At 42.6% G+C, this 17653-nt stretch carries 13 protein-coding genes; 4 read left to right on the top strand and 9 right to left on the bottom strand.

Annotated features, from left to right (window positions below):
• Positions 1 to 15: 15 nt before the first annotated feature.
• Positions 16 to 585, bottom strand: coding sequence for a hypothetical protein (locus LDO37_RS29995; RefSeq protein ID WP_126609566.1), 570 nt, complete (start codon positions 583 to 585; stop codon positions 16 to 18).
• Positions 575 to 901 carry a hypothetical protein gene (locus LDO37_RS29990; protein ID WP_126609567.1) on the bottom strand — a complete coding sequence of 109 codons (327 nt, stop codon included), beginning with the start codon at positions 899 to 901 and terminating at the stop codon, positions 575 to 577. The genes LDO37_RS29995 and LDO37_RS29990 overlap by 11 nt, the downstream gene beginning before the upstream one ends.
• A 101-nt stretch (positions 902 to 1002) precedes the next feature.
• Here LDO37_RS29990 and LDO37_RS29985 point away from each other — a divergent pair, with 101 nt between their 5' ends.
• From LDO37_RS29985 to LDO37_RS29975, 3 genes are all read left to right on the top strand, one after another.
• Positions 1003 to 1689, top strand: a complete 687-nt coding sequence (locus tag LDO37_RS29985) for a hypothetical protein (RefSeq protein WP_022614833.1) — start codon at positions 1003 to 1005, stop codon at positions 1687 to 1689.
• An 11-nt stretch (positions 1690 to 1700) separates the two neighbouring features.
• On the top strand, positions 1701 to 2192 hold the full coding sequence (locus LDO37_RS29980) for a hypothetical protein (RefSeq protein WP_126609568.1): 492 nt from the start codon (positions 1701 to 1703) through the stop codon (positions 2190 to 2192).
• A 92-nt stretch (positions 2193 to 2284) separates the two neighbouring features.
• Positions 2285 to 3241, top strand: a complete 957-nt coding sequence (locus tag LDO37_RS29975) for a hypothetical protein (RefSeq protein ID WP_126609569.1) — start codon at positions 2285 to 2287, stop codon at positions 3239 to 3241.
• 60 nt (positions 3242 to 3301) lie between these two features.
• On the opposite strand, the gene traN is transcribed toward LDO37_RS29975, so the two are convergent.
• The 7 genes from traN to LDO37_RS29940 all read right to left on the bottom strand — a co-directional run bounded on the left by traN (position 3302) and on the right by LDO37_RS29940 (position 15063).
• A complete protein-coding gene (traN, locus tag LDO37_RS29970) occupies positions 3302 to 8506 on the bottom strand; it encodes a conjugal transfer protein TraN (protein ID WP_126609570.1) in 5205 nt (1734 codons plus the stop codon).
• A 110-nt stretch (positions 8507 to 8616) separates the two neighbouring features.
• A complete protein-coding gene (locus LDO37_RS29965) occupies positions 8617 to 9402 on the bottom strand; it encodes a hypothetical protein (RefSeq protein WP_126609571.1) in 786 nt (261 codons plus the stop codon).
• A complete protein-coding gene (locus LDO37_RS29960) occupies positions 9402 to 11495 on the bottom strand; it encodes a TonB-dependent receptor plug domain-containing protein (protein ID WP_126609572.1) in 2094 nt (697 codons plus the stop codon). Before LDO37_RS29960 ends, LDO37_RS29965 begins: the two co-directional genes overlap by 1 nt.
• Before the next feature lie 98 nt (positions 11496 to 11593).
• Positions 11594 to 12280 (bottom strand): hypothetical protein, encoded by a 687-nt coding sequence (locus LDO37_RS29955; protein ID WP_126609573.1) that lies wholly within the window; start codon positions 12278 to 12280, stop codon positions 11594 to 11596.
• A complete protein-coding gene (locus LDO37_RS29950) occupies positions 12277 to 12657 on the bottom strand; it encodes a hypothetical protein (protein WP_126609574.1) in 381 nt (126 codons plus the stop codon). The genes LDO37_RS29955 and LDO37_RS29950 overlap by 4 nt, the downstream gene beginning before the upstream one ends.
• A 41-nt stretch (positions 12658 to 12698) precedes the next feature.
• Positions 12699 to 14519 carry a 3'-5' exonuclease gene (locus LDO37_RS29945; protein WP_126609575.1) on the bottom strand — a complete coding sequence of 607 codons (1821 nt, stop codon included), beginning with the start codon at positions 14517 to 14519 and terminating at the stop codon, positions 12699 to 12701.
• Positions 14512 to 15063, bottom strand: a complete 552-nt coding sequence (locus LDO37_RS29940) for a hypothetical protein (protein ID WP_126609576.1) — start codon at positions 15061 to 15063, stop codon at positions 14512 to 14514. The genes LDO37_RS29945 and LDO37_RS29940 overlap by 8 nt, the downstream gene beginning before the upstream one ends.
• A gap of 860 nt (positions 15064 to 15923) precedes the next feature.
• Between LDO37_RS29940 and LDO37_RS29935 the strand changes: the two genes are divergently transcribed.
• Complete coding sequence (locus LDO37_RS29935; RefSeq protein ID WP_126606178.1) at positions 15924 to 17546, top strand: hypothetical protein; 1623 nt, start codon at positions 15924 to 15926, stop codon at positions 17544 to 17546.
• Positions 17547 to 17653: the final 107 nt, after the last annotated feature.

Here is a 17653-nt window from a genome sequence, read left to right as displayed (position 1 = left end):
GCCGCACTCAGCGTCCTAAGAAAACGTGTAGTAGTTGAAAAAAGCAATGCTTTTTCCGGCGAAACCTTCCCCAATTTTATTATTGCGCTCATCTTCGGTAAAAGTGAGAACAGGGATGTTTTCTTGTACGAGGTGTTTGGCAAATCTGTACTCAGTCGGCACTTTCTGATCAAAGGCGTAAAACATTGCGTCAGGGTTCAACTGGCTTAGAGCGTATTGGACTGCGCGGCGTTGTTCAAACAGTGTTACATCAGGATGCGATTCAATTCTGTAGATGTTGAGTAGTGTGGTCGTGTCTTTTTCTTGTTGGCATAGAAGATGGGCAAAGAAAGGTTTGAGCCGGTACTCGCTACAGAAGATATTTAATATTGGCAACCAGTGGAATTTGCATTGCTCTTCTAGGCAACGAGAGAAAACACTTCCTGCGTCGTTGAATTTTGTCAATGTCACTCGATCGATGAACAACTTAAACTCATGACCACTCTTATTTTGGCAATGTAGTGTCATGTTATCGATCCCGAATACGAAGGAGTTTTCGATTTTTGAAAACCGAAATGTCAGATCGAATATGGTATTAGCTGTCATTTGCATTCACCTCTTGTTGCCCAAAGAGTTTGTGGTGACTATTTTCAAATTTTCTGCACTGATCAGCGAATCTGTGCTTTAGTGCTTCGTTGCCTGGTTTACCTTCGAGTTCAGGCAATAGAACACGTATTTCATTCAATGCGCTGCGCAAGCGGGTTCGCTCTGCATCCATTTCGGCGATAACAAGAACTTCCAACAGCATTAGGTATAAGGCTGCGGCGACTAATCCCAATGGCTCTTCAGAAAAGAATGAGAGACCAAGCACCGCCCAAATTATCAGACTGATTAGAGACTGAAATTTTACTATTCGACTCATTTCAACATTCCTTTTGTCGTTTTCCCTAATAAGCGAAACCCATTGTCGGCTTAAAAGCTTGCAGGACACTGTTTGTAAAGCCGAAAGAAAGGAGATGCGTAATGGCACAGCTTTACTCGAAAGAAGACAGAGAAGCGATTCAATTGGTCATTTCACTATTGAAGTACTACGTGAAGGACGACTTCATCGAATTGATGACCACAGATTGGAAAGCGGAAATGAGTGCGAATGAAACGGTCATTCAGACAAAAATTGGCAGAATTGGAATCGACAACCAAAAACTGTTTGACCGAGAACTTCAAAATGACGTTGCCATAATGTTGTGTGACTTGCTAGAGCGCGCTCAGATGAGTTATAGCGAGTTCGATACTGACTCAATGAAAACGTCTTTAACACTCGGCGAGTACAATACGCTTCATCAATTCATTTGCAGCAAGGCAAAGCAAGTGTGCGAGCAGCAACTAGATAATACTGAGCATCAAAGCACGCTGTTTTATTTCCATGAGCATCTAAGAGTGATTATCAATGTGTTACTGGCGCGATCAACCATCGTAGACGGCTTTGAGAGAGAGTCACTCAATGCGGTTTATCAGACATTGATTAACACCAAATCGCCGCAGTTCTTTGCTCGAGGTTATGTGTTTGACCTGCTGGTACACGATCGCTACGAGGCCCACAACGACAGTGAATTGTCGGCTTTACTAATCAATCCATCCTATTTAAGTACCCATTTGGTGAGAGCCAATGAAGTAGATGGCTATAGCCACATGATGCTTTGCGAAGTTTAGAGGACCCTCGAATGACTGTAAGCAAATACATGAACGAAATTAAGTTAGAGGAATGCGGTTTCAATGGTAGACAATACGAGTTTACTGACTCGCAAAATCATCTTTCAGAGCGTTCTCAAGAAATGATCTTTAGCACCGCGATTCTTCTCTATAACCAACTGGTCGCTGAATTAACTCGCCCAGCTTTCCAGAAACTAGATCGCACTGCAATTGCTACGCATGTAGCGCAGACACCATTCCCGTTATGGATAACCTCGTTAGAGGTAGAAAAGGGCGATATCAGCGAACCACTAATGAAGCGCATGATTAAGCCTACGAAGGCCCTGTTTAATTCCGTTTCCGAGCAAGACGTGTTTCATCGTCTTATCTATGACATTTATGAGCAGCTCAAACGGGAAATTTCCACTCGAATTGAGCAGGCAAGAACGTCAACGCTGTATGAGTGTGAAGTGGCATGGAAGCTTACGAACTTGGCGATTCATCGAATAGTTCGCGTTGTTTAGTGTCATTTAAGAGACTTTGATTCGATTTGTTCTCAATTCAGCCGAGAATATGGACGTTTTCGTTTAGTCTAAATCCTGCAAGGAGGTGCATAATGACCACAATTTTTAAATCAATTTTATTGCTAGGGTTTGTCCTAATTCAAGGCTGCGCAAGTCAGCCAAGAACTCTTTCTCAGGTATACGATATGTTCGAAGAGGAAGATTACACAGACTGGGAACAAGACGAAATCTACTTTGAGGTAATGCAAAGCCAGCAGCTAGGTGACATTGCGAGTCACCTGATCCTCTCTTTTGATGAAACTGGTGAACCGTTTAGCGATGTCTATATTGAGGACACATTAGGCTTTAAAACCCATGAAAAAGTGTACTTAGCGTCCACGTTTTTTACTTCATTCACCAACCTTAGCCTCGCCTCTTTGCTGGTGATGAATAATGATAGCCCGAGTTGGGGTAGCCCCGAATATCGCGCGCAGCTCAATTACAGACGAAATACGCAATATATGTCAGCCAACTCTCACTTTTTTTCCTCCATTAACACAATGGATGAGCTTGAACCCTATCAAGGCATTGAGCCAAAAAGTGCGCACCATGAAATCCATCTGAAAACCAAGACTGCGTTTCTCAATGGGTTAAATGGCACGATTGAGGCCCTGTCACAGCAAGGTATCGAATGTTTGCCAGCTGACTACGACCCAATTGAAGATGGCGACAACTATTCCGCTTCCAGAGTATTCGTTCGCCCTTTATCTCAGTACGCCGCCGGATATGACTGCTCTATTGATGGAGAAGAGTACCTACTTGGTATGACATCTCTTGTCATTAAAAACGCCGAGGGTGATTACAGAGTCGTATCGTTTCTATATATCGGGAAATTAGCGGATATAAATCAAATTGACTCTATGGCCATCATGGAAGCAACGGATTGGCAGGGAACGATGTCTACGTGCCGTACTTGTGACGAGAAGTATGACCGTGTCGTACGAATATCATCTAAAAATCAAGCCAAGGACTGGTACAAGGAATTTGCCAAAGGCTCGATCTACCGTTAAGTACCGCAGACATAAAAAACCCAGCCTTTTTGGCTGGGTTTTGTTTTTGAGCACGAGTAATTACGGACACACATAATTACCGGTATAAGTATTGCCCTCTCTTTTGACGCATCGATTGAGATTCTCTACGTATCCCGTTGGGCAAGAAATTGCAGCGCTGGTCTCGTATGTCTTTCGACAATCTCGCGTGCCAGGTTGGTAGATCAGCATTTCATTTTCACAGAACGTACCGACCGCTTGCTCTTCGTACACATTCATCACACAATCGCCATTCTCAAACGTCCAACCTGCTTTACACCCATAATTAAGCGTTCTCGTGGGACCCGGACGTTGACACGTCTTAGTATCTCTTTCGGTGTACCCACTAGGACAAGCTAAAGCTACGTAGTATTCCAGTACCGACGTTTTCACGCAGTTGCCATTGCCATCATGAACGTAATCTCGACTCGGGCATGACTTGTCAATCGGCTTAGTAAACCGCTCTAGACACTTCCCTGACAATGAATCGTACACACCTTTATCGCAAGTCAGATCAGGATTAGGGGAGTGCTCAACAATCCGCTCACATTGATCATACGTAGGGCTCGGCGAGTAGTTGTACGGACAATCAAACTGAATTGGTTGAACGTCTACTTCGTTTTTCACGCACTTATCACCGACGATAGAGAATCCACTACCGTGAGCACTACAAGTCGCGTACTTATTGGCAAACTGTAAACTCTCACAACGGTTTTCAGCAAGATTCGCTTCATAACCAGACGGGCAAGATGGGATAGCCGGCTCACGAACGATATTGTCTGCGACGCACTTACCCCTTTTTAATTCAAAGCCCGGTCCACACGTTGGGTAAGTTGGGCCTATGACCTGAAACTTACACTTATCGCCAACCAGATTGTGGTCAGGGTCCGTACATGAATACAATGGCGTCGCATATTGCTCCACAGTCTCAACGCAGAACCCAAGGTCCGAGTCAAAAGTGCCGGTCTTACCTCCCACATTACAGTCTGTATAACAGACATTACCTGAAGATTGATGATCATCGAACCAAATCATTTCTTCCGACTCATTCACAACCACGTCTGTACGTTTATCGTTATGCGCTTCATCCATAAAGGTCAAGCCTGGAACAATGGCTTCCTCGTTCAATTGATTCATGCCAGGCCCTGTATTCGCGCCACCATCAGACCATTTCCCTTGCGGTTTGTAGTCCATCGGCATTGCGTTCGGATCATAAGCCAATATTCCTGGGGTCATCAGTAAGTTGGTAAATTCAGTAAAATCCATTCGGTCGAAATCTAACGTCGTCACTTCGCTTAATGGGAACCCCTTACATGATTGGTCCTTCATGTATTGAACCCAGCTTTTGCCTTGACGTTCACCCAGCTGAATGGCGGCTTGCTTATAAAAGACCTTGGCAAACGGAGAATCATAGCAGCAGTACCTTTCTGTGTATTCGAGGCACTTACCCCAAAAAGACTTACTGGTGCAGCTCTTATCCACTCGATAGCAGTTCAATGTTTCATTTTGCTGTACGGTTTGAACATCTTCTTCATCACAGGCGTAAAGCAGCCCAATCAGGATGTTGTAGATTTGATAAGCGAGGTAGATCCAACCAATCACAGTGAAAACATTACCAATGTAAGTCGCCACTTGGTTGGCCATTTCATTCGTAAATCCTTCTACCACCCCATCAGTACCGACTTTAAAGTACTGTTTCGTTAATTCTCGACCACCAAAAGTATCCATAACTTTAACTACGCCTTTTGCAGCGTATTGAGCCATACCGTCACCAAATACGGATTCAGTACCGGCTTCGGCAGCCATTTGACCAGTAGCGGTACCAACAGCACCCTCAGCCCCTTTCATGGTCACTTGTTCCATGGTTGCCCAATCTGCGCCAGCGGATTGAGCCAAACTGTTCCATCCACTGATAATAGGGTTGGTGACGTAGGTATTGACGCCGTTAACAATGGTTTCATAGGTCGCTCCGGCCCACTCTGCGCCAGGCACTTGAGACATACCGGTTACGCCTGTCCATGCTTGAAACATCAGCTTTGTCGTAATTTCATGTGAAGCGAACTGGAACATGGCATAGCCGAGTTTGGCTTTTTCAACCCACCCACCAGACGGAACCCCAGTATCGCTTTTAGAGCAACAATCCGGTGCGCCTGGCATCGTGTAATCGCGGCATCGGCTCATATTTCCATCGAAAAGACGGCACGTTGTTGGATCTTCTTTGTCAGCACAGTTCATGCCTGAACGCATTTCGTTGACCATTTTCAACGCCGTTGCCGCTTCCACGAAGTGTCCGTTGGTTTCTTCTGTTACCTGCACACATTCACCGCCCAGGCACTTAATATCGGAGTTACACACCAGCGAGCTTGAATCCCCAGTGCCCGGCATCGTTCCTGTTTGCTCAGTACAGTTAAAGACCACTTCTTCTGCCACACATTGGCGTTCACCGCTGACTGCCGCATCATCTACCCAGTCAATACAGCCTGAAAGAGTTTCATCAATCGTACAGTTAGGGTTTCCGACATACTCACCACATTCAGGGTGATCTGGCGTTAATGGGGCGTTAGGGTCGTCTAACCACGGGGTATCCAATGGGTAGCAGACTTCGTCTTCCGGTATTGGCCCCGGATAACAAATTTCACCTCTTAAACAGTCTTCTTTCTGCTTACCTTCTAGCGTGCTGCACTCATAGTTATCGAACGCGTCATCTTCGGTTTCAAGCGACAATACAGCCTGATAGCAGTTTTGTGGTAAGTCGTTTGTGCCGATTGTGAGCTTCCAAGAAGGCAGCATAAACATAAAGCCAGGGTGATGGTTATCGAAGATCACTCCTTGTTGAGTCTCAAAGGCGTCCACCTCTTGCAAGCAGGTTAGATCACCGTCAAGACGGTTGTTGATGAACTCCTGGTATCCAATTCGGCACTTTTCTCGCTCAAAGTCATATTGACCAAGGTTGGTCGAACAAGACTGTGTGACCGATTTGCTACAGAAGCCATTTGGGTTCTTCGTCCAACCATTCGGACAATTTCCTGAATCTGACTGAAATCCATAGTAACAACGGCCAGAATTTGGGTTTGCCGTTACATGGTTTGAAGAGCCTGAAACGCGTCCATTGGTGGTTGCCCAATCCCCTTTACCGGTACCTTGAACTTTGTAGGTCTTGCCATCTACCGACGCGGTCAATGTCGGACAGATTTGACAATCATTCGCAGGCTTAAAGGAGGCGGTCACCACTTCATGAAGATTAACTTTCACCTCAACGAATGAGGCATATTTCAGGTTGAGTTTAAGTTTGATCGTCCAGTTATTGCCGGGGTTACCCCAATCAAGGATTTCATAATCGTACAATCCATCGGTATGTACATCTAAGTACCACGGCACATGCGTACCCGGCTGATAATGGTCGAGCCTGAAATTGCGTCTGGTCACGTTCGTGTTTATGCCAAACGCTGATTCATATCGGGTTTTGTTTTGTGTACCGACGGCTCCCATTACTGGTAGGTCTAGGATGTGTTCCCCTGTTAAATCAGCAGGAGCGCCCGAAGCCGCAGCGGTGATAGGTGGGCATTCCAATAACACTCGACGGGCATTGTACGCCGCGGCAATCTTACCCGCTCGATAATCAAGGCCAAGATTAGAGTAAATTCTCTCTATCTGCCCTCTTGTCGACGTAGGGACGTTCTGCTTATCGAGCATACTGACACACGAGTTTAGGAATTTGGGGTTGACCGACTTTCGTGCGCCTTCGCTGGTATTACCCACCATTACATTGCTTGGGACGTACCAGGTTTGTCTACCGGACGGCTCATGGTTGTTTTGTTTATGGACACTGTTTAGTCGATTATTGAGACCATTAAAATAGTTGCTGCACCCAAGGCTTCGCGCGTAGTTTCGTATGGTAGAACCGCCGTGGCCAGCGAGAGCCCAACTACACATGGCAGGGGTTTGAATATTTCGAACGAAGTCGCTACAGATTCGGCGAAATGGTTTCCTGTCACCGGTATTGTTTCGGCAATGCTCCCAAGTAACTTGTGACGGTCGCCATGTGATCCTTGCTCTAGCGTAAGCCTCACCGTGACCTGTTACTGATACACGGTTTTTGATGCTCAGAATATCGCCCGGGCGTTTCGATTGAAATATATGCTTAATGCTGGTGTTAGGGTTTCGTGACCAACTGGTACCTAACTCACAAGCACCTCCGGTTTCAGGTGGAAAATTGTTATTTGGGCCAGACCATACCTTTCGGTTATCTAACCAAATTTGCATGTAGTCATCCCATTTTGCGTAATCAATTTTCGCGTCAATGATGGCTGATGGTTTTACGACCTGAAGAGGTATGTTTTCTTGATATATTTTACATCGACCAGCCAGGTAGTTATCACCTACGGTACCCAGCCAAGCTAAGTTACAGCCACTACCACATGAAATGAAGTTGACCGGAGAGTTACTCACTCCGACAAGAGTATCAATCTTGTATAGGGTTTTAGTTGCTCGAAAGACCGTTTTCATATCTCGCTGAAGCAAACACTCTTGAGTGGGTGTTTGATATTGTCGCGTACATGATTCTTGTCTCGACACTAAAATGGGTTCGCCATCTTCGCCACCTGTTGTGACGGTAGAGCAGGCGTCATTTCCAAGAATTTGTTGGATAAATGGGGAGGTGCCATCAAGTTCGTCTTTCGTGGCGTCTAGAACGAAGTCTACCGTTGAGTCAAAGTTGTGTCTGCCAACTGCTGAATCGAGCAAGAACTTACGATTGTTTCGCTGTTCACACACATCTTTCTCATGTCCAGTCGCCGATGAACAATCCACATCATTAGCACTATTCAAGAAGTCACCATCAACGAGGGTCTCATTGATGGAGTTGGGATCTTCCATATAGCCCTGATTGGTAGCAGCCTGTTCATTGAAATCATCAATTGTGTAGCCGCTAGGAGCATTAAAGCTAGTGACTGAATCTTTCGCATGCACTTCTGACTTAAAGTACTTCTTGGTGTCGTCTGTGAAGTATTCGTCAGGGTTCAGTGTATGGTCAGTATCAGTGTTGAGGGTGGGCATATCGTAGTTATAAACAGAATTAGCTGCACCCATAGCTCCTTGCTGTAGAAGCTGGTTGTATTTTTCATCAAATGTCTGAGAGGCATTTGCTACTTGCGAGTACATCAGTGCACTCAAGATGTTTATCCATATTGGGAAGGCAGTTTGGACAAATATCAGTATCCATCCACCAACAATTTTTGCCGAGTTCATAAGGTCTTTACTCCCGATCAGTTCCGTACAAACTAATAAGCGAAGTAATTCCCGTTGCTGAGAAACGGTTTTTTAGTGAGCTGGTGGACTCATAATGGGGGCTTTTTAAGTTAAGAGCGCCATTTTTTGAGGTCTTTTTCGAGGCCAAAGATTTTAGGTATCGTATCCCAGTATTCGACTATGTAATCACGGTCGTCGACAGCTTTAATTCCAATAGCCTCTTGGTATGTCCGTTGAAGAGGTTTTGAGATTTCAATCAGGCCGCCGAGCTCTTTAAAGTATGGGGAAACACCGATGACCGGAGTGCGTCGTGCGATCATTAACTCCATAAATGATCGAATTTGTTTTGGGTTTCTGAATATCTCTGGATCATGCAGCATCAATACCGCGTCACCATCAATGCGTTTAAAGACTCTTGGTAAGTCTTGCATTTTATTTGGTACTTGAACGTCGATAACCAGATTTGTATTGGATTGTATATGAGCGGAAATGGTATTGGCTAAATGATGGGTTTTTGGACTTGCGATGACGGTTAATCGGCCCCGTTTCTTGCCAATGATGTCGTCCATGAATTCGGCAATTTTGTCGTAACGTGGAATAGGGGATATCGGATTAGCATCATCAACGGAGTTTTCTGCAAGCAGCTCTAGGATAGAGGAAAATTCGGGTTCATCTTCGGAGACAATATTGCAGCCATTTAAAGGTACGTTAATTTCAATCAACTTCTCTAACTCAGACAGCCCAATAACTAGGCATGGTCTATCCGAACGGCTGGATGTTGAACGATATTCAAGGGTATTGTTAATTAAACTGGTGGTAGTGTCGTAAAGCCTTGCTTGAACAGCGATTGAAGCTGTCAAAAATGAGGTAATTAAGGCAATGCTCACTATCTTCATTAAAAATCAAACACCAGTTCAGCAGAAATTATTAGTTCATCCGGTCGATTATCGAAACTTGCCGACCAGTTTTTTGAATTAGTTATGTATTGGGCATCTAAACTTAATTCAGCATCCTGAATACCTTTATAGCTTACTCCAGTTCCATACATTGTGCGATTGGCCTGATCAGGTATGTAGCGCCAGAAGTATTTACCCCTTAATGTGACATCGTTTATAACATACGCCAAGGCTGAAGAAACACCATAATTTTCAACGTTTTCTTCAAAATTATCCTGAATGTCACTGGTAAATGCATGGTTTGAGTCTTGAGCCCATGAAGCGCCAAGTCTGTAAAAAAGATTCTCATATTCACCAATTAGGCTCGTGTCTAAACCAATTCTATACATACTTCCATCATTCGAAAGGTATGAGTTCCCAAGGTTTATGGTACCAAGGATAAGATCGTCATAGTCATTGTGATAAGCGGTGATTTCAAAGACTGAATCAGAATATCCGCGCCCCCAGCCCGGAGTATCTACGATTAAGCCGATCTTTGTAGAGCTCACTGATTCTGGTTTTAAATGAGTGTTATTGGCCTGTTGGTAAAAGGCAAAAGATGATCCGCCTCCAATGTTGAACGGGTTATCTTCTGCAGACACAATCGGAATATTCAGTAATCCCAATCTTTCGTAGGGGCTTGGCCATCGATAACTGGTGTCGTATGAGCCTCTGACTCGAACAGAACTCGTAAGGCCCGCGTTGAAACCTAAACGATAGGGCGCCTCATAGTCGTAGTCCTTAATCCTTTCGGCCATTACAGCTGCTTGAATAATTAAGTCATGGTCGAGGCTATGGTAAGCAAGCTCAGTTGCATGGTTGAGCTGGTAGACCGAGTCTTTCTCTTTCGCAAAGTCAGTATCATAGTTCTCATATCGCGCATTGGAGGAGATTGAGAAAGTGAGTTGATCACTAATGTTGTATAGGTAGTCAAAGCCTGTGTAGTACCGTTCAGTGTTATTCTTTAGAGCTGCGTCCATGTTATATACAGGACTGCCCAATCCTAACCAAAGCGCGTATTGCTGAGCGAATGCGATTAATTCAGGTGTAACAGGTAATGAGGCAATGTCGCCGATATCATCAATGCCAAGGCCATATTTCTCAGCAACAACCCTAGTTTCGTCAAGGAAGAGCAAAGGGTTGAAGTAAGCATTCATTTTCATTGATTCTTTCTGTACATCGGCAGAAGTGATGATTTTGATTAATGACCGTTCTGAAATCTGGTTTTCATAATTCAGTCTAAATGCCCAATCTTCCGATGAGTTGTTTGGTGCTTGCCCTTCCCAGGATGAATCCCAGTGTTTTGTGTTCATTTCTGTATAGGCCAAGGTAAGATCCAATGTTTGGTGATCTCCAATCATCATTACAGATCTAGCCTTGAGTGAGAGCTTATCCCACGGACTACTTAAATGGTCATATCCATCGCTATCAACATAGTCGATTGAAAGCCCAGTATTGTGATGAAAGTTAGATGCGTCATCTTCATTGTAAAGGTTATTGATGAGCAAATGCCCAAATAGACGCCTTTCAAAACCGCGCTCAATATAACGAAACTGATCACCAATTGATTGAGGTTTCTTGGTGATGATATTGATGACATTTTCAAACGCATTTGAGCCGTACACAGAACTGCTTGGTGAGTGGACGACTTCCACTCGCTGAATCTGGGATACCGATATTGGGAGTTTTTCCCAGTGCATTTCTAGAACGCCAGTACCGTAAGCGACAACCCCATCGATTAATACCTGCATGCGCAGAGGTTCTAAGGTACTAATGTTGTTTGAAACATCTATCCCTGTCCCGTCAAAGGCAACGTTCAATTGTGGAATAAGAAGGAAGAGCTGTTCGAAGCTTTGAATACCAAATCGCTCAATATCCTGATCTGTAATGACCGTTAAAGGGACTATGGATTCGTTACTTTCAACCGTTATCTTGGATGACGTGTAGACTTTCTTTATGTCGTATGGGTTTGAGTCGAAGTAAGTAGATGCACATACTGTGCTGGTGGATAACAGCAGGGCAGGCAAAGAATAGACTGATTGTATATGCTTCATTATAACTCCATCCTTAGGGTTGAAATGAAGCAGAATACTAACAAATAAACAACATCAAAGCCTATTCTTTCACCAATATGCCTAATAAAATTAGACGGTTAATCAATATTCTCTTGGATTTTTTGCACAACAGTATGGTCTAGTGTGACGAGGGCTGCATCCATGAACTTTTGTGCATATTCCAAGTCAGATAACAAGGTAACTTTTAGCTCATTCTCAGCAGATTGACAGCGTTCAATATCCACTTTCACCTTATCAAGTACATAACCTAGATATGATTGTCGATCCTTAGTTAAACCTCTCTCGTGCATTTCAGTATGTATATCTTGCTTGAGCGCTCTAAGGTTCTGTAGTTTTTGGTTAACTTCTACGTAGCCCTCAATACCTTTTAGATCATTAAGCTCAACTTCTTCATAGTGAACGTCTGCAGTTGGGACTCGTTTGACCTTTTCCAAACGCTTAGGTACCAGATACTCACTTGTGAAGCAGCGAAGGCTAACTTTAAATCGGTCTAGTTCAACTCGAATTCCAAACTTGTCGTCAACCAGCACTGGGATTAAGTCGCCGTTTTTGGGTTCATGAGTAATCTTACATCGGGACGTTTCGCCTTCGTTGTTGCTGATTGTCGCAAACCCTGAGTAGGTATCGACCTTAATAACGGCCGGTTCATTTAGCACCTGGAATAAAGGTGTCATTAGGTTAGCTTGTTCGTGTGGAACGATAACGACTGATTCACCTAAATATCGACCCCAGGCTAAACCGTTTCTTTTCTTTGAGTTTGTCATTTTTGAGTTTCCTTAATCTGTTTCATTCTAATCAGTACAAACCTCATATGGCCAAAGAGTACACCTGCAACTACAAAGGCATATACGACATAAAGGTGACTCGTTTTGGTGACGCTGTATTCCAACATCAGATAGGCGTAAATGGTGCTCAAAACTAAAAGGGTGCCAACCGCTTTGATATTGTAAAAGTTCACGTTATGCCAAAGCGCTCGATAATGTAACACTTCGATGAATGCAAATGGCAGTAGAGAAACAAAAACACTGACTTGAATACCTAATGTAGTTATGAGAATAAGGCTTGCTGCAGTGAATACATAAAAGCCAATAATCAGCAGTAAGGCAGTAGCGTTATCCTTAGGGTTAATATGAGAAAGCATAAAGACTCCTTTTTTGTTGGTGTCCTCCCTATAAGCGAAAACTAAAGGTACGTTCTATCCTTCATATCAATACCGGCCTCGTGTATAAATCGACTCGAATTGTTATTGCCAACAAAAAGGTAAAGATTGTTAATCGCTCGTGACATAGAGACAAAGAAAAGCCGGCGTTCTTCTTCCATAGCGACTTCGTAATCTCGTTCGTCATTGTCTCGGATGTAAGGAAAATGGTTTTCGTCGCAGTTGATGACAAACACGGTATCGAACTCACAGCCCTTTGAACCATGACTACTAATGAGCGACACGCGGCATTGGCTCGCCTCTTTTTCGAACTGAAGCACACTCAATCTTTCCTTCAATGGACCTCTGAAATTAAGCAAAATTTCGCTGAGCTGCTTAATCTTCATGCACTCGTAACTCGGTGTTTTTTTCTGATATAAAACTTCAATGAAGATTGGAGTAAACAAGCGTAGCGCATGTTCAGCGACGTTTGTGTAAGCGAACCCGAGGGCTTCGACAATCTTTCTTGATATCTTGACCTTATTTTTAATTGCATCACCACTAGGGGTAGCATGCTGAGCAATACAACCAGCAATGACGTTAGCTGCATCTTTTGAACCAATCATCGGTTCTAAGGCCGCGACCATTCTTCTCTTATCGCTGTTTGCGCATGCCGTCAGAATGGCTATGTATTGCTTACAGACGGAAGATTCGAAGTAACCTTTACTATCAGTGCGCTTGTACGCAATTTTCGCTTCAGTTAGCAACTTCTCTATTCCATCTAATTCCCTATTAGTTCGACTCAAAATAGCAATCGATGAGGAATGATTGTCGTCAGAAATCATTTTGACGATCTCTTGCAGCTGCTGTTCGTCATTAGCGAAGGTAGCCGCTTCTACTTTTCCACCCCCGCCTTGTGACGCAACCATGTGCTTTTCGCAGCGGTCTTTGTTATGTGATATCAGTCGTTGGCACGCATCGACAATCTCTGCCTTACTTCGAAAGTTCTTGGTTAAATTATGCTGCGTTAAACCGGACTCCTGGCATATAGCAATGAACTGCTTAAACAAGTTAACGCCTAAGGCGAAACGAAATCCGTAAAGACTTTGATCGTCATCCCCGCAAACCGTAGTGGTTATGCCATTGAGTGTATGTAACGCCAAGAACTTAAATTGAGCAGAATCTGCATCTTGGCATTCATCTAGAAATAGGTGTTCGGTAGGGAGCAAAGGAAAATTCGGGTCATTTTGCATGTGGTCAACAGTAGTCTGAATTACGTTTTGGATACTGGAGAATTTTTCCTTATCGATGAATGTAGTGTAGTGCTGATACATTGCATCAAAACAGTCGTTCGCATCGTAATTTTTGCCGAGAGTTATCATTCCACTTGAATCAGCAATTGGGCTATTTGTTCTTTTGTCGACATACCTTTCAAAGTCTTCGAACTCAATCTTGGTCCAATTCCCTTTTTCGTCTGCATTATTTTTTCGGGTAAGGTTTATTGATTCAATTTTCTTTAAATTCTGGTTCCAGGCGTTAAGCATGTAGGTGTGCTGTTCTTCTGATGAAACCATTGAAGTACGTCCGCAATATTTCTTTAAGTGGTTCAAGCAAATTGAGTGAAGGGTGGAACAGTGGACACGTGATTTATAGAACTCACCTTGGCCATCAATCCTTGACTGGAGCTCTTTGGCACTTTCTCTGGTGAAAGTTACGATATGAATGCTATTAACTCCGCAATGGTCAATCAAGTAGATAGCTTTTTGGATTAAGACAGCTGTTTTACCTGCGCCGGGGCAGGCAATGATCATTGAGTTACCAGTGTCTTTAACAGCGCAGTCTTGTTCATCAGTCAGCCTAATCATACATACCCTCTAATAAATCAATATTTCGTTCTAGAAGCGTTTTGACGTTATGCAGTTGGTCGTAATGCTCGATAAACATGGCGTTGAAGTAATTTACGTCCTGAATAATTTTGGAGACGTACTTTGATTGTTCCGCAGAAAGTCCTAATCGACCTTTTTGAAACTCAGCGTCAAAGTATTCTTTGGTGTCCTTATTCCAGATAACATCCTGCTTAGTTGGGAAATTCTTATTTCTCAGTTGAATGAGTACTCTTGCCCTTATGACTTTCACCTGAATGGGGTCGTCCATTTTTACAGTCTTTGCCGTTCTATGCAGATCTCTTGGCTCTAGCGTGATTGGGGACACGCTGTTTTTGAACTCTTTTTCATAGGATATTTTTATTCTCGGATTTTCTAGGAAGAACTTGTTAATTTCATCCTGCATTCTCTTCGAATAGAAAACACAAAGTTCATTATTCTTCAGAACGAGTCCCTTCAGAGCTTGATACGAAATCAAGAGTTTTTCGCGTTGAACTATTGCAAAGTCACTAGGAGCATTAGTCATTTCAAGCCTCCAAAGGTAAAGTGTGATTTTTATGTTATTACAGTAGAATAATATTTTAAACCCATAAAATTTCAATTTTTCCAACGAAATTGATTTCGTTGGCTACTTAATCTATCCATTAGCCAACGGTTTTGCAAAGAATTCAAAATCATTTTCCAACAAAAATGGTTATGTTGGCTATAGTGATTGATGATGTAAGTTGTTGATTTGTCTGTGTTCGTGAAGTATTCTTTTTTGCAAGCCTTCTGTTTTTCATGAGTGGAGCAAATCTTCCATGAGAACGCTGTTTTGTAGTCAAAAGTTTTGAAAATAATTTTTGAAAATAAAATTATTTGTGTCCTGAATGCCAGAAATGCTCTATTTTATTTGTTGAAAATCTGTCTTTTGGTCTTAATTTCTATGAGATTGTTGTTTTTGTGACTTATTTGGGTCTGAATTGGACCCAGAACGGACCGGATTCAGCACCAATACAGACCCAAACTAGGTCCAATTTGGACCCAAATTGGACCCTGAACGGATTTCGACCCAAAACAGACCCAAAACAGACCGTAAACAGGTCTGAATTGGGACCAAATTGTGTCACTGATGAGACCCAATTTGGACTCAAATTGGACCCAATTTTGCCCCAAAATGGAACCTGAAATTTCGATCAAAGCCTTTTTAACTGGCTGTTATCGTTAGACATTCGCTCTAAATTTACAGGAATCACTTTTGGTAAATATTCATTAATAGCGCATAAATAAAACTGCGACTTTTGTCTGAAAAATGATTTTCAGCTCAAATAATAAAAAGGTTGATGCTAGTTTTATGAGATATTGTGCTATACAGAAAAGTCACAAATTGGCTAGGGCTAGGCTGGTATGGATGAAATCCTAAGAAAAGGAAAAAAGGATAGCTGTACAGAAGAGTTTATTGAGGCATCTTATAATTTTCAGATCGAAAACTATGATTTGAGAAAGGCTTTATGCTCAATACCTCTTTACCAAAACCTCATGGTAAAGAAGATTGTCGAATACACAAACGGTATTCACATTCTTGAAGAAAGCGTGTCAGCAACTGAAGTGGATATTTTGAGAGGGCTTAGCTTTAACTTTAAAATTGCTAAAAGTCAGCCAAGAAAGCTCTCTGGGATTATTCATGACTTTAATTACCAAGATCCTCGATTTGAACGCAAGTCAATGGGGCGGAATGCCAGTGAACGGGATAAAGAGCTATCCGCTGGTAGATTCAATGCAATTTGTTCCTATTTGAATGACACTAATTCAATGACCTACGAAGTGTACAAGGGCTGGAACAAGGTGACCTTTGTAAGTGGATTGACTGCTTACGAAACTATCATGCAAAGAAATACCAACCTTGCTGATTTGATGTGTCAAATAACCCCTAAACGATCATACTGCGTTCTTCATCAAGCGGTTATGAATTGTGTATGCGAATTTGTCGAAACTACGATTCATGAAGTTTTCAGAGAGTTTAAAGTTGTTTACGAATCAACTCAGAGGCGTGACATTTATGCAAATGTAAGTGAACTTACGTTAGATAAAGCTTTTCATTTGATCCTATCGAGAAAGAGTAAGCGCAAGGCCGTTGAGATTTCTAATTTGATCGAGGTAAAACTGGCAGAGAACAGGGATTACATAAATGCATTACAAAGCTTAGGAATTCCCCTCTCTAATCGTGAGAAAAGCAAACGAGCAAACATCTTTAACAAGTCGATTCTTGAAACGCTTTACAAAGTTTATTGCCTGAATAAGAGCGTAAAGGACTTTAAGGATTTAGCACTTAGTAACCTACCTTACAAAATCACCAAAGAGATCTCCAAGATTGTGCCAGCTAACCGCAAATCAGATGAGCTTACTGAGTCGTTAAGGGCTGCTTGTCTTGAAGAGGTGTTGATTATTCTTGACCAGTGGAACACTAAGTATGAGCTGATCCAATTTGCCGATATGTACATCAAGCGTACTATCAAGGAAAGATTGAAAGCTGAGACTTCAGCTGTCGACAAATCAATCGACAATAAAAAACAAAAACTGTCACGTTTACTTAATTCGATCATCGATAAAGGTAGAGCGAGTGGGGAATTCATATCGATGCATTCCGCGAAAGAAACGCTGAAGAAGCTTATTGCCATTAATGAGATCACAGGGATTAAAGAAAGGGATGTAGACAACCATGTAGAAGAGAATTTCGGTACCGAGTCTTTGGATCTTCATTTGACGAATGGATTTGAATTAAGCTCTGAGTTTGAGTTTGAAGATGAAGTGGTTCAAGGTAGTACTGATGAGTACAGTATCGTTACTGAGTTATTGGCAAAATTAAAAAGACGTGAAAGAGTCATTCTTACTAAGCTACTGGCTGAATCTAGCAATCAAAATATGGCCAGCTTCAAAAGACATTTAAAGGCGTGTGTGAAAGATGATAGTCATGGATTGGATGAAGCCTTGTTGAAAAAGTTCGAAACGATAGTAAGAGAAATGCAGTAACCCTTTTCGCTTGTATAGGTACTTCTTTAATGGCGGAGTACCTTTATGGCTATCAAGATTAAAAACACACCTTCCTATTCTGATGTATCAAAACTGGTTCTATTGTT

The organism is Vibrio penaeicida (assembly GCF_019977755.1).
Taxonomy (GTDB): Bacteria; Pseudomonadota; Gammaproteobacteria; order Enterobacterales; family Vibrionaceae; genus Vibrio; species Vibrio penaeicida.
The sequence above is the reverse complement of the archived record's forward strand: the minus strand, read 5'-3'. Positions and strand labels throughout refer to the sequence as shown.

Coding starts and splice junctions, on each gene's coding strand:
- LDO37_RS29935 (WP_126606178.1), top strand. CDS start 15,924: ATGGATGAAATCCTAAGAAAAGGAAAAAAGGATAGCTGTACAGAAGAG.
- LDO37_RS29945 (WP_126609575.1), bottom strand. CDS start 14,519: ATGATTAGGCTGACTGATGAACAAGACTGCGCTGTTAAAGACACTGGT.
- LDO37_RS29985 (WP_022614833.1), top strand. CDS start 1,003: ATGGCACAGCTTTACTCGAAAGAAGACAGAGAAGCGATTCAATTGGTC.
- LDO37_RS29975 (WP_126609569.1), top strand. CDS start 2,285: ATGACCACAATTTTTAAATCAATTTTATTGCTAGGGTTTGTCCTAATT.
- LDO37_RS29950 (WP_126609574.1), bottom strand. CDS start 12,657: ATGCTTTCTCATATTAACCCTAAGGATAACGCTACTGCCTTACTGCTG.
- LDO37_RS29940 (WP_126609576.1), bottom strand. CDS start 15,063: ATGACTAATGCTCCTAGTGACTTTGCAATAGTTCAACGCGAAAAACTC.
- LDO37_RS29965 (WP_126609571.1), bottom strand. CDS start 9,402: ATGAAGATAGTGAGCATTGCCTTAATTACCTCATTTTTGACAGCTTCA.
- LDO37_RS29955 (WP_126609573.1), bottom strand. CDS start 12,280: ATGACAAACTCAAAGAAAAGAAACGGTTTAGCCTGGGGTCGATATTTA.
- LDO37_RS29995 (WP_126609566.1), bottom strand. CDS start 585: ATGACAGCTAATACCATATTCGATCTGACATTTCGGTTTTCAAAAATC.
- LDO37_RS29990 (WP_126609567.1), bottom strand. CDS start 901: ATGAGTCGAATAGTAAAATTTCAGTCTCTAATCAGTCTGATAATTTGG.
- LDO37_RS29980 (WP_126609568.1), top strand. CDS start 1,701: ATGACTGTAAGCAAATACATGAACGAAATTAAGTTAGAGGAATGCGGT.
- traN (WP_126609570.1), bottom strand. CDS start 8,506: ATGAACTCGGCAAAAATTGTTGGTGGATGGATACTGATATTTGTCCAA.
- LDO37_RS29960 (WP_126609572.1), bottom strand. CDS start 11,495: ATGAAGCATATACAATCAGTCTATTCTTTGCCTGCCCTGCTGTTATCC.